The following is a 12,065-nucleotide window of genomic DNA, read 5'->3' as shown; positions in this document are numbered from 1 at the left end:
AAAAGCTTATAGGTGTGTACTCTGAGCCTGATTCTCAGGTTTTTACTTATCCAAATGGAAGAGTAGTGCATTTTATAACAACTTGTTTTCTTGCTGAAATTACTGGGGGTGAACTACGATGTAATTCTTCTGAGTCACAAGAAATTCAATTTTTTGAACAACAAAGTTTACCAAGAGACTTATTGAAAATGCATCCTCAATGGTTAAATGACGCCCTTGCCAATGATGACTTAGCTTTTATTCGTTAAAAAGTAAATCCTTGTTAAGTTAACGGGGGGATTAGTAAAAAGAGGGGTTCAGATAAAAAATTCCACACTATTTTCCGATTACCCAAAATTTTTAAGTTCTCAATAAAATCATGGAGAAACATTAAACCTTTTGTGTTACTGCCAATAAAATAGCTTCCTAAGATTTTATTAATACACTCGAAAAACTGCTGATAAGTTATATTCTTCCATCCTTTGATATTAAATGTAGTAGGATGAAGACTCAGTACCAAGCCATAGTTGTTTTTGATGCTGAATTCTCTTTTAACGTGGTTAAGGTAATCATTTAAGTCATTATATTCTGCTGCATAGATTTTATTCTCAATAGCAACTACATAATCATTTGATTTCAGTAAGAGGTCAATCCGTTTATTATTACTGGTAATTGCTTCTCTCTCTATTTCCCAATCAGTGTTAATAAAAGATTCCACATCTTTCCCAGAAACCAGAAAAGTAGATAATGCCTCCAGGAAGAGGGTTCCAAGGCCATGTGATTCATTTGGGTCAAAGAAAAACTCTAACACACGACTTGAAACGACCTCGTAATGCGGAAAACCGGCAACTTGGAATATATTAAAATCTTTTTCTATATCCCTACTTTGCAGTAAGGGGCTGTAATTTATGAAGATATTATTATTAAGATAATTAAAATTCAACGTGTACTTACTCCCTTTTATATTTCCTCAGAAAAATGAATTCTAATTTCGCTCTCACCAGACACTTTTGAGCCGTCTTCCCTCTCTATTGAAGGAAGTATGAGGTCTACATGACTTAAAGTTTCTAACGTTTCCCCTGGTAATTTCACACGAAAGTCTCCACTGACAGAAGTCTCACCATCTATTTCTGTACTTATGTTTAAAGGAAAGCCATCTTCTCCAACATTCACGTTATGACCATTATTAGTTGTTAAACTGGCATCATACATAGGTACAATTCTTGTATCTCTCCCTGTATTCTCAATTTCTAATTCAATTACCATGAAAAGAGAATATTCGTCTTCATCGAATTTGCTTGCTGCAGAAATGCCATCACTTAGATTGATATTTACTGTCTCCATTGTGGTTTCATAACTTTCTTCTATAAGTTTATATTGACCATCTTTTGCTTCGGACTCTAATTCATTTTGAGTGCCCATATTTGCTTCACCTTCTGTAGTTCCACAAGCGCTAAGGAGTAATATTAAAAGTAAGGCATGTATTAATAAAAACTTCTTCATTTTCCTATCTCTCCTAAATATTATTAACTTGATTATACTATGTTAGGCGTAGTGAGAAAGGTGCTTTTGTTTTGGATAGTCATATTAAATTAATAACTTAGTAAGCCATGCTTTATTTATTAGACTAAAGTAGGGAAATGAATTTAATCTTAATGTAGTCGAAGTAATGAATTGTAATAATTAAGCTAGCATCACAAGTATAAGACATGATAAATGATAGAGGAAAGGTAGTAAACTGGCCGAGTTAATAGTATAAATATTTATAAATAAAGATTTTGGAGGTAGTTTTTTGGGTATTTTTAAAAGAGGTAAAGAAGCTCTGTGTGAGATTAGGATAAGAGGGCAATTGAATAATTTTTTAAGTCTTTACTGCTATTCTGAAGAGAAAATCAGTGGGGAATCAAAAATAATCGACAAAGATATCGAGGATTTCATTGAGAAATATTCTGATGATTCAATGACTGAGCGAGAATTAATTGAATTTGAGAGAGAAATAAGTAGTATGGATGATATTAAAGACCCATATACCAATCATTATCCTCATATAATTCGAAGATCTCTGCTTCTAAGCATATGGTCTTTTTATGAACACCAATTAATAAGTTTCTGTCGAAAAAAGATCCTAAAATCACTTTTAAAAATTCAATTATTGACCAGGCAAGAAAGTATATAAAAGATGATATGAATATTAAATTTCCAGACCAAGGTAAAGACTGGATATTCTTGAAGAATGTCAAAGAAATAAGGAATTGCATCGTACACGAAGGTGGCTTCGTAACAGATGATTCATCATTGGTTAATATTATAAGAAAACATCTTAAAAATGTTGATATTTCTCCAAACAATGAAATTCTTATTGAAGAAAAATTCATAGAAGAGCTAGTAAATCACATAGACAATAATTTATACTCTCTAATTATCAAAACAGAATACCTTTAATAATAACCCCATCTAATAAAGAATCGATTTAACAGATGGAACTCCTTTATACCTTCTCGATATAATAACAATACTGCTCCTTAGCTTATACTATATAAGATGATTTTGAATAGTTTTCATCCATAAATTATTATAGTTATAAAATTCAATGTTCACCATTAAGAAAGTATGCCTCTAATGTTACTAAGATACTAGAAACACATCTCCTTAATTTTGTTTTGCTAATACATAGATGTATTTTTGGTATAATGCTATAAGAGTAAGATGATGAAAGTAGGTACATTATGCCAACCATACAATATGGATCCACGGAGATTTATTATAGTATTTACAATGAGGTACGTAATGACCTTAAAATCACAGCCAATCTGATTAATGGTGTAGAAGTCCATTCACCGGCAGATATAGATGAACAAAAGCTGGGCCAGGTGCTGCTTAAGAAAGCACCCTGAATCATGCAAAAGATTGAGGAATTAAATGAAGTTAAAGGTACAGTGCAACCGACGGAATTTGTCAGTGGAGAAAAACTATCGTACTTAGGCCGCAATTATCGTTTGAAAGTAAAGCGAGGAAATATAAAAGACGCTTCAATACAGTACCAACAGGGCCGATTCATCGCCCCAGTGCCGAACCATTGGTCTCAAGAAGCAGTTCAGTATCACCTGGAACAAAAGATGATCACCTGGTATAAGGTACACGGCACAAAAAAGTGATGGAGCGTGCAAATATTTTTCAGGAGATGATGAATGTGATGCCACGCTCACAGGTAATAAAAAATAAAAACTATCCCTTTCCAATTTTAAAGATGATAGATTAAAAGCAACTCTTTCGAGTTGCTCAAGCTCTTGTATATTACGTACCCCTAAAAGGTTTGACTGTAACAAATATTCATCTTGCTGAGTTAAGAGGTGTCAAGGGCGGCTTAGCTTACAGTGCTTCTAAATTCGCTGTGAAATGATGCGAGTTTCTCAACTGGATCAGAATTCGTTATCGATGGAGGAGTAATAGCTAAAATGTAATAAAGTAATAAAGTAATAAAGTTAAAAATTCTATATACAGTGTTTTATAATGTAACTTAAAAGAAAAGGTTAGGACTATAATTAACGGGTTCGGGTGATTGGAGAAATAAAACAGTGTAAATAACAACCTGATTAGCCTACATTTCAATAGTTACTTAACGATATAACCGGCAAGTATAAAAAATGCTCAGATTATTTCTGAGCGTTTGTTTACTTGCGGAATATTTTCCAACCCAATTGAACTAAAGCATCATTTTGAGTAAGATGCAAAATCCTCTACCAGCTGCAATTATAGCCCATTAATCATTCGAACTTCCCTAGAGAATACAAGATGATTTTTGTAAGCCATAAACTCATTTCCATTACTGTTTCCTTCATGCCATTTTCTAGCCAGTAACTAACGAAAATAAAATTCAAATTATAACTCAGAATTTGTTATAATTTGAATTAATCTAAGAGATTGATATTATAACATCAAAAGGAATAAAATATTTACCTCCGGGGATTTCTTTGGGAAACCCTTTAAGTTTATAAAAATCAAATGTTTATGATGCGCGTGCAATTCCATTGACTCCTGATAAATTGAACCGATTACAGCAACTACATAGCAACTCTTCCCTGGTACGGGGAAAATACTATATGAAATGAGTTTTAAATATGCCCGATCATCATCTATTAATCGATAACCTTACCTCAGTATGGTGGATAGTGCTGATGGCAGCACTCGCACCGATATTTGCACTCATCTCGCGTAAATATGTGCCTGATGTGGTGTGGCTGCTTGCATTCGGAGTCATCATCGGTCCCAACATGCTCGGGCTAGCTGAGCAGACTGAGGCCGTGGCGTTTCTTCGTGAACTCGGTATGGGTTTTCTGTTTTTGCTGGCAGGTTTTGAAGTCAGCACCTCCGATATGCGTGCGCGCCAAGGTAAGCATGCCGCCCTCACATGGATAATTTGCGCCGTATTGGGCGTTGGTGCCGGTCTTTTACTTACCGATTTTGATATCCGTGTAGCTATAGTGCTCGCTATCGCTTCCACTTCAACGGCTTTGGGAACATTATTACCTATTCTGAAGGACTCAGGCGGGATGGATACCCCACTGGGCAGGGCGGCGATGACGCACGGCGCATACGGAGAGCTGCTGCCAATCGTGGCCATGTCATTGTTGCTTTCCGCATTTGCACCGTGGCAGGCCTCCTTGGTCCTGATTTTCTTCGCCATGATTGCTGTTTTCGTAGTCGGCATTCCAATACGATTCATTCGAAAGGTCCCACTGCTTGGAAAAGCTGTTGTATCGGCATCCAATACAACAATGCAAACGACGCTGAGGATGACTGTCTTTGCATTGGTTACTCTAATGTTAGTCACAGCAATATTTGAACTTGATATCGCCTTGGGCGCATTCTCTGCAGGGCTCCTGCTCAACGTTGTATTCCAGACTTTTGATCCGGAACACGGGGAGGAAATTGCACACAAAGTTGAGATTGTAGGATTTAGCTTCCTGATTCCGATTTTCTTTGTCACCAGCGGAATGGCAATTAACCTCGGTCAGGTACTCGGGGAATGGCAACTTCTGCTGGGATTCGTCGCATTGATTGCGATTGTTCGCGGTTTGGTGGTATTCCTTAGAGAACGTTGGAGCAACACATATTCGGGTATCGAATCATCGAGAGAACAGATTGCTTTAGGCTTATATTCCGCTACCGGACTGCCGATTATCGTAGCGGTAACACAAGTTGCTGCGTCTTCGGAGATCATTGATCAGGTAACAGCTGCTACTATGGTGACCGGCGGGGCAGTGACGGTGCTCATCTTCCCCCTTATCGCAAAACTCATTCTGACGAAGAGTAGCTGAATATGCATAATAAGTGGTGAGGGACGTAGTATTTGAGCACGTAGTTCTAGGGATTTTAGGCACTGAAAAGCGGAGATTGGTATCAATCTCCGCTTTTCTATTTCATTACAATTGTGATTTAATTTATCCCTTACACCCACTACTCGTGATACGCTTCTGGTTACCACATGTGCGTATTGTGTCTTAACACGCACTACTTGTGATAAGCTTCAGCGTATCACTTTATGATGCGGTTTTCTCTTAACGTTCCACCAAAATTTGTAATAAATAGTCCCTTCTGATTACCGTATCTTCACCTAATTCAACACCCTATAGAAATAACGGATGCCTTTTTAATTCTTTGTCTAGTATTTCTAAAACACTATAAAAACTCATCTATTTGAGATAGTTCACACTATATTTTTATACAGGGTATTCACTCAGTTTCTCAATCATTTCTTGATATAAAGCATTGGCTTCTTCTTTTCGAGAGATGCCATGAACATTCATTCTCCCATCTTTAAATAAGGTCAGCTTATATTTTTTATAAGTCAATAACTTAACAAATGCACTTGCCCTGATAGTTTTACCGGGCAGCTCCTGATTGAAAACCGATTCGTCGAACCTGAGTGTATATACACTTCCGCAATTAGATTGTACAGTGGCCAGCATATTTTTATTCAACTGTTCATATATCCGATTCTTACAGACCACACAGTCTTCATTCTTTAATTCATCTATATTTATCGTTTGAAAGCCGATTTTAAAAGTATCTACAGTAATGAGCTGCTTGGAAAAACCTTTTCCTGATAAATAACGAATGACTTCAGAAACTTCCATACTGGCAATGAGGGAAATTACAGGAGGAAGCACACCGTTGATTGCACAGCTTTCCCCCGTCGATGGCAGAGTCTCCATCAAACACTTTAAACAAGGTCCTTTAAAATCAATCCCGTAGACACTTCCCTTACTGCCTACAGCAGCACCATATACCCAGGGGATATCAAGCTTATGACAGGCTTCATTAATCAGAAATCGAATTTCAAAATGATCCATACTGTCAATTACAATATCCGGCTGATACTTTCTTAAGATTGCGGAGATGTTACTGGAATTTATTTCTGCATTGATCGGTACAATCTCAACATTACGGTTTATCTGACACAATTTTTCTTTGGCAGCATTAACTTTCAGCGTCATATCTTCTGCATCTTTTTCAGTATATAAAGCCTGACGATGCAGGTTGGTCATTTCAACAATATCCATATCAATGATGATGAGTTTACCTGCACCCATACGCACAAGCATTTCAGAAACGTGTGTTCCAAGTGCACCGGCGCCCATCACCATCAGTGTGGCTGACATCAGATTTTTTTGACTATTCTCTCCAAATTCATTAAACTTCATTTGTCTGTCGTATCTCTCCATTAAAGAAACTCCAGTCCTTCAGCAGGACTTGAGGCCTGTGCAGAATACCTAACCGGAATACGTCCTGCATCATAACCCAGTACCCCTGCATCAATTGAAAGCTTCATCGCTTCTGCCATTTTAACCGGGTCTTTGGCATTCGATACAGCGGTGTTTAATAATACCGCATCTGCACCCAGCTCCATAGCATAGCACGCATCTTTGGGTGAACCGATTCCTGCATCCACAATAACAGGGATGCTGGATTGTTCTACAATATATCTTAAATTCAATGGATTATTAATACCGCGTCCCGTACCTATAGGAGAAGCGAGCGGCATGATTGCATGAACACCAAGTCTTTCGAGTCTTTTTGCAAGCACGACATCGTTTGAAATATATGGACAGACTGTATAACCTTTGTCCAGCAGTATTTGACACGCTTCGTATGTCGCAATTGGGTCAGGCAGTAATGTCTTATCATCACCAATAACCTCAACTTTAATCATGTCACAGACACCCGCATGTCTTGCGATTTCTGCGATGCGTACAGTTTCTTCCACTGTTTTCGCCCCTGCTGTATTCGGAAATGTCGTGTATTTTCTTAAATCAATATTTGCCAGCGGGTTGGGCAGGTCTTTATCAAATAAGTTCATACGTCTGACAGCGAAAGTCAGCACTTCTGTACCTGACGCTTCAATTGCAGCGGCCTGTATTTTCTCATCTGAGAACTTTCCAGTACCTAAAAATAGCCTTGAGTTAAATTTTAAATCTCCAATTTCTAACATATTATCCGCCTCCTACAAATTCTAATAATTCAAGTCGATCATTATTTTTCACTGCTTGTTGTTTAAATACAATTTTTTTTATCAATTCCCCATTGTGTTCCACTACAATACGATTATCATCTACATCCAGGTGGTCCAGCAGGGTAGCTATGGTAATATCCTTTTCAAAATAATGGAGTTCTCCGTTGACGGTGCACTGCATATTGTTTCATCCTTTCAAATGAGAGTTTTTTAAGTACTGCGACAGCTGGGAAATATATTAACCAAGTTATAGTGTCTAAGCAATGGAGCATTTACTTACATCAAATTTAATATTTGCCATTCTTCTTTTAATCTGGTGATTTGATTGGGTGATGCATCCATAAATGCAGAAATTGCCGAGATACCACTGAAACCTGCCGGTAATTGATTGATAGTTGTTAAATTGATACCGCCAAGTGCAACGACCGGAATTTCATAAGAAAGTGCATCACGTACTTCTTGATGTGTACGCGGCGGCAAAGATTTCTTTGAACTCGATTCAAATATATGCCCGTATAATACAAAGTCGAGATGATTGTCCTGTGCTTTCTTGACAGATTCAGATGAATGAGCAGACATGCTGACTGAAATATCCGGATGTTCTTTTTTATACGTTAATGCAGTTGGATCGTTTTCTCTAAAGTGGATGGCAGTTAAACGAAAAGATTCCAGCAATTTAGTCGAAGTGTGAATGATGATTTTTTCTTTAGGGAAACCTGATTGAATAAGCTGACAAAGGAAAGATGATAACTCGTTGTCGGACATGGGTGTACGAAGTAAAAGATAATCGATACAGGATGAAATCGTATTGAAATGAACAATGTCCTTGGAAATTAATATCTTAAAATGTGTAATTGCAATAAGCATTATGTCACCCCTTAATATAAAAAAGCGCTGTTTTTCTATATAGAAAAACAGCGCAAGTATGCATCAACACATATTACTTTCGCCACTTTCCTACGCCAGTATGAACTGTATCAGGTTCCCGGAATCCCAAAGTCTACACTTTAATCTCAGCCTTTTTCAAAGACACTTCCAGTGGTCTTAACTATTTAATTTTCCAATCAATAACTTCAAGTTACTCTAAAAAGTTAAATATTGCAAATAAAATTATATTTTAATTATACTGATAACTATCTTTTAACATTTACTCAATCATATAAGAACTAGATAGCAGTACAGTTACAGAATTGAATTTGAATTGTGTTTGTTCCAATTCACATAATTTGTGATTTACTTGACGTATCTTCGTAAAGTAATACAATGATGTTAAATAGAATAGATTCGCACTAGGGGCGTTTTTATAAACTGAGATGAGGGTAACCTCAGACCCTTTGAACCTGATCCAGTTAAAACTGGCGTAGGAAAGTGTTACATCGATACAGTTGTATATCTATGTCTTTGCGGGCATATAATTTACTCTCGGTACGTAACTTTCCTATGAAGGCTGCGTATTTTTTTTATTCTAAAAAATTATAGGAGTGATTTATTTGACAAGGACAGTTTTAGTAACGGGAAGTGGAAGAGGACTTGGTAGCTATATCGTAAAAGCACTAAGTGAAAAAGGTTTTAATGTCATAATTAACTACAACAACAGTAAAGAAGAATCAGAGAAGTTAAAAAACGAAATTGGAGCACAAGCCATTGCGATTCAAGCGGACATTACAGACCGTGAAGCAGTTGAGCAGTTAGTTAAAAAAGGAACTGAACATTTCGGACAGATTGATGTTGTTGTAAACAATGCACTCGTTAACTTTAAATTTGATCCAACCGCTCAAAAATCATTCAAAGATTTGACTTATAAAGATTACGAGCAACAGTTAGACGGGACACTAAAAGCTGCATTCAACGTATCACAAAGTGTAATACCACAGTTTTTAGAACGTAAAGACGGTGCAATTATTAGTATTGGAACTAATCTATATCAAAATCCTGTAGTACCATATCACGAGTACACCACTGCAAAAGCTGCTTTAATTGGGTTCACCAGAAACGTTGCAGCAGAACTTGGACAGTATGGTATCCGAGCAAATGTTGTTTCTGGCGGTTTACTGAAAACAACAGACGCAAGTGCAGTCACAACACCAGAAGTATTTGATTTAATCGCACAGTCCACACCATTGAGAAAAGTAACAACCCCACAAGACGTTGCTAATATGGTTGTTTATCTTTGTTCTGAGGCAGCAGATGGGGTTACAGGGCAAAACATCACGGTAGACGGCGGACTTACTATGAACTAGGCGGTATATATTATGAATAATTCTAAACAGTTAAATATAGGAATTTTATTGTATGGTGTGGGTCACCATCAGGCAGCATGGTTAGAAGACGATTCGAGTGTCAATGAATTCACGACAATTGAATATTATGAAAATCTGGCAAAAATTGCAGAACGCGGAAAATTTGATGCCGTATTTTTCGCAGATTCACAAGCCTTCCCCGCAGATAGTCCAACAGAATTACCAGCGAGTTATTTTGACCCAATGATTGCATTAACTGCTATGAGTAAAGTCACAGATAACGTTGGACTTGTTTCAACTATTTCAGGTACATTTAATAACCCATTTACCACAGCAAGACAATTACTCACACTGCAACACATAACAAAAGGACGCATGGGATGGAATCTGGTGACTTCAATGACCGACCGCGAAGCACAAAACCACAGTATACCTGAATTGCCTGAGAGAGCCGTTCGTTATAAGAAAGCGGATGAATTTGCTGAAGTCATGAATAAATTATTTGAATCGTGGTCAATTGAAAGCTACAAGCCAGATAAAGAAAATAACACAATTACTAAAAATAAGAATATTCAGCCATTCAATCACAATGGTGAAAACTTCCAAGTTAAAGGTCCGCTAACTTTACCTTTAAGAAAAGAGGGTAAGCCAGTGGCTATGCAAGCCGGGTCTTCAAAAGAAGGTGTTGCACTGGCTGCGAAATATGCTGATGCTGTCTATTCAGTTTCTTGGAATTTAAGACAAGCAAATATTTATCGTGAAAAATTAAATCAAGCCATAAAAGAAAGCCGTCGTCCAGACAACTATATCAAAGTATTTCCGGGACTAGTGACTTACGTGGGTAAAACAAGAGAAGAAGCGCAAGAAAAGAAAGCAAAATTAGACAACCTACTTCCAATTGATACTGCACTTAATCAGCTCGAATTCTTTATTCAGCAAGATACAAAATCATGGAAACTCGACGAAAAAGTACCAAAATTGCCGCCAGTCGAAGAATTCAAAGGACCTGTTGGACGTTATCAAACTGTTTTAGAAATTATAGAAGACAGAAATCCCACAGTCAGAGAACTACTCGGTTATCTCAACGCTGGAGGTGGACATTTAACACTCATTGGCACTCCTGAAGAAATTGTCGATGAATTAGAAAGATGGATGAATGAAGGTGCCGCAGATGGATTTAACTTGATGCCACCAACACTCCCGGGAAGTCTTGAAGACTTTGTCGACTTAGTCATTCCGGAAATGCAAAAACGCGGCATTTTTAGAAGAGATTATAACGGTGAAACGTTTAGAGAAATGCTGGAACTCGATAAGTATTAAGCTGAATGATTCATAGGTACATCTCAATTTTACGTTGTGTTTTCATATTGAGGCTGGGACATAAATATCTCCAGAAAAAATAATAACTTTTGAGAACTTATGTCCCCGATCCCCAAGTACGAAGGTTATAAGGGCTGAATTGCTTATTAATATCCCGGTAAGCGAGGATGAAGTCAAAACTCACAAAAAAACATTAACAGCTGAGACTCAGGTTTTCGCTTATATAAATCATTTTTCTGCAGACAGAGAAAATTTAATTATTCATTCCAATGTCAAAAAAGAAATCAGGGTTCAGAAAGTGAATAATTATATAATAGTATATTTATTAATAGGTATATCTTTCGGCCATTTAGAAGTTTATTTTGTTAAAAACAAACAGATGAATAAATGGATTTACCAAGCCTTATTTTGATAGCTTCTACAGCCCTATCTATACCATTTAGTGTCACTCACTTTTGGTGCTAGTTTAATCCTATTTCAAGTTGTAGTACTTATGGGATTATATATAGAGGATTTGATAAATAAAAATAGAGAAAGTGATAAGATAAAATTTAAAGACTTATAATTTGAGAAATTTCATTGTGTCTTGATACTTAACTCACCATTCTAACAATTTAGGGCGGTGAGTATATAACAAGTTTTCTTGTCCTAATCAAATCTAGTTCCTGGATTACTTATGATACACTTCGGCTTATCATTTTTCGATGCGGACGTTTAACAATTTGATTGAATGTCACTTTGAGTTTTCAGAATAATCCTTCTAAATTAATGTAGTCTAACGACTTTAAATGTAATTTTCAAACCTTGGTATCTTCGTATATATACTACCAGCCCGTGTTATATTCAGTCATTCATTTCGATACATCAACAGTATTTTCTAAACTCTTATATCCATCTTGATTTAGAATAGCTTCTTCATTTTCAAATAATTTTTCTACTGTAAGATCTTTATCCCAGTAGCCTTAGTTAGAACCAAAGAAGTTCTCAGCGACTCTTCCTGCTGCCACTTCGAA

Annotated in this window: 13 protein-coding genes and 2 riboswitches; of the genes, 7 read left to right on the top strand and 6 right to left on the bottom strand. The window is 36.8% G+C overall.

The window, feature by feature from the left end:
* Nucleotides 1–248, top strand: a 248-nt coding sequence (locus H624_RS0108935; protein ID WP_026867277.1) for a DNA mismatch repair protein MutT, incomplete at its 5' end; no start/stop codon positions are given.
* A 14-nt stretch (nt 249–262) separates the two neighbouring features.
* Here the strand turns inward: H624_RS0108935 and H624_RS11990 are convergent.
* Nucleotides 263–922: a PDDEXK-like family protein gene (locus H624_RS11990; RefSeq protein ID WP_026867276.1), complete on the bottom strand. Its 660-nt coding sequence runs from the start codon at nt 920–922 to the stop codon at nt 263–265.
* Between the two features lie 17 nt (nt 923–939).
* Nucleotides 940–1,482, bottom strand: a complete 543-nt coding sequence (locus H624_RS0108925) for a hypothetical protein (protein WP_026867275.1) — start codon at nt 1,480–1,482, stop codon at nt 940–942.
* Between the two features lie 289 nt (nt 1,483–1,771).
* Here H624_RS0108925 and H624_RS0108920 point away from each other — a divergent pair, with 289 nt between their 5' ends.
* The 4 genes from H624_RS0108920 to H624_RS0108905 all read left to right on the top strand — a co-directional run bounded on the left by H624_RS0108920 (nt 1,772) and on the right by H624_RS0108905 (nt 5,297).
* Complete coding sequence (locus H624_RS0108920; RefSeq protein WP_026867274.1) at nt 1,772–2,155, top strand: protein kinase family protein; 384 nt, start codon at nt 1,772–1,774, stop codon at nt 2,153–2,155.
* Between the two features lie 8 nt (nt 2,156–2,163).
* Complete coding sequence (locus H624_RS0108915) at nt 2,164–2,421, top strand: hypothetical protein (protein ID WP_026867273.1); 258 nt, start codon at nt 2,164–2,166, stop codon at nt 2,419–2,421.
* A gap of 455 nt (nt 2,422–2,876) precedes the next feature.
* Entirely contained in the window at nt 2,877–3,134 is a 258-nt protein-coding gene (locus tag H624_RS12260; RefSeq protein WP_051220554.1) for a YgjP-like metallopeptidase domain-containing protein, read from the top strand.
* A gap of 1,020 nt (nt 3,135–4,154) precedes the next feature.
* A complete protein-coding gene (locus H624_RS0108905) occupies nt 4,155–5,297 on the top strand; it encodes a cation:proton antiporter (protein ID WP_198687200.1) in 1,143 nt (380 codons plus the stop codon).
* Between the two features lie 402 nt (nt 5,298–5,699).
* Here H624_RS0108905 and H624_RS0108900 read toward each other — a convergent pair whose 3' ends face one another.
* From H624_RS0108900 to H624_RS0108885, 4 genes are all read right to left on the bottom strand, one after another.
* On the bottom strand, nt 5,700–6,704 hold the full coding sequence (locus tag H624_RS0108900; protein ID WP_026867271.1) for a HesA/MoeB/ThiF family protein: 1,005 nt from the start codon (nt 6,702–6,704) through the stop codon (nt 5,700–5,702).
* Nucleotides 6,704–7,471 (bottom strand): thiazole synthase, encoded by a 768-nt coding sequence (locus tag H624_RS0108895; RefSeq protein ID WP_026867270.1) that lies wholly within the window; start codon nt 7,469–7,471, stop codon nt 6,704–6,706. Before H624_RS0108895 ends, H624_RS0108900 begins: the two co-directional genes overlap by 1 nt.
* 1 nt (nt 7,472) lies before the next feature.
* Entirely contained in the window at nt 7,473–7,673 is a 201-nt protein-coding gene (gene thiS / locus H624_RS0108890) for a sulfur carrier protein ThiS (RefSeq protein ID WP_026867269.1), read from the bottom strand.
* A gap of 95 nt (nt 7,674–7,768) precedes the next feature.
* On the bottom strand, nt 7,769–8,257 hold the full coding sequence (locus tag H624_RS0108885) for a thiamine phosphate synthase (RefSeq protein ID WP_240921812.1): 489 nt from the start codon (nt 8,255–8,257) through the stop codon (nt 7,769–7,771).
* A gap of 172 nt (nt 8,258–8,429) precedes the next feature.
* A riboswitch (TPP riboswitch) is annotated at nt 8,430–8,539 on the bottom strand.
* A 234-nt stretch (nt 8,540–8,773) separates the two neighbouring features.
* Nucleotides 8,774–8,876, top strand: a riboswitch (TPP riboswitch).
* A gap of 106 nt (nt 8,877–8,982) precedes the next feature.
* Here H624_RS0108885 and H624_RS0108880 point away from each other — a divergent pair.
* Both H624_RS0108880 and H624_RS0108875 read left to right on the top strand, forming a co-directional pair.
* Entirely contained in the window at nt 8,983–9,732 is a 750-nt protein-coding gene (locus H624_RS0108880; protein ID WP_026867267.1) for a 3-oxoacyl-ACP reductase, read from the top strand.
* 12 nt (nt 9,733–9,744) lie between these two features.
* Entirely contained in the window at nt 9,745–11,052 is a 1,308-nt protein-coding gene (locus H624_RS0108875) for an NtaA/DmoA family FMN-dependent monooxygenase (RefSeq protein WP_026867266.1), read from the top strand.
* The last annotated feature ends 1,013 nt before the right edge of the window (nt 11,053–12,065 follow it).

It is taken from the genome of Jeotgalicoccus marinus DSM 19772 (assembly GCF_000425825.1).
In the GTDB taxonomy this organism is placed as follows: Bacteria; Bacillota; Bacilli; order Staphylococcales; family Salinicoccaceae; genus Jeotgalicoccus; species Jeotgalicoccus marinus.
Note: the sequence above shows the minus strand (reverse complement) of the source record. Positions and strands in the feature narration are given on the sequence as shown.

Excerpts from the sequence above, each read along its gene's own strand:
- H624_RS0108925 (WP_026867275.1), bottom strand. The coding sequence starts at position 1,482 with ATGAAGAAGTTTTTATTAATACATGCCTTACTTTTAATATTACTCCTT.
- H624_RS0108915 (WP_026867273.1), top strand. The coding sequence starts at position 2,164 with ATGAATATTAAATTTCCAGACCAAGGTAAAGACTGGATATTCTTGAAG.
- H624_RS12260 (WP_051220554.1), top strand. The coding sequence starts at position 2,877 with ATGCAAAAGATTGAGGAATTAAATGAAGTTAAAGGTACAGTGCAACCG.
- H624_RS0108905 (WP_198687200.1), top strand. The coding sequence starts at position 4,155 with ATGGCAGCACTCGCACCGATATTTGCACTCATCTCGCGTAAATATGTG.
- H624_RS0108900 (WP_026867271.1), bottom strand. The coding sequence starts at position 6,704 with ATGGAGAGATACGACAGACAAATGAAGTTTAATGAATTTGGAGAGAAT.
- H624_RS0108895 (WP_026867270.1), bottom strand. The coding sequence starts at position 7,471 with ATGTTAGAAATTGGAGATTTAAAATTTAACTCAAGGCTATTTTTAGGT.
- thiS (WP_026867269.1), bottom strand. The coding sequence starts at position 7,673 with ATGCAGTGCACCGTCAACGGAGAACTCCATTATTTTGAAAAGGATATT.
- H624_RS0108885 (WP_240921812.1), bottom strand. The coding sequence starts at position 8,257 with ATGTCCGACAACGAGTTATCATCTTTCCTTTGTCAGCTTATTCAATCA.
- H624_RS0108875 (WP_026867266.1), top strand. The coding sequence starts at position 9,745 with ATGAATAATTCTAAACAGTTAAATATAGGAATTTTATTGTATGGTGTG.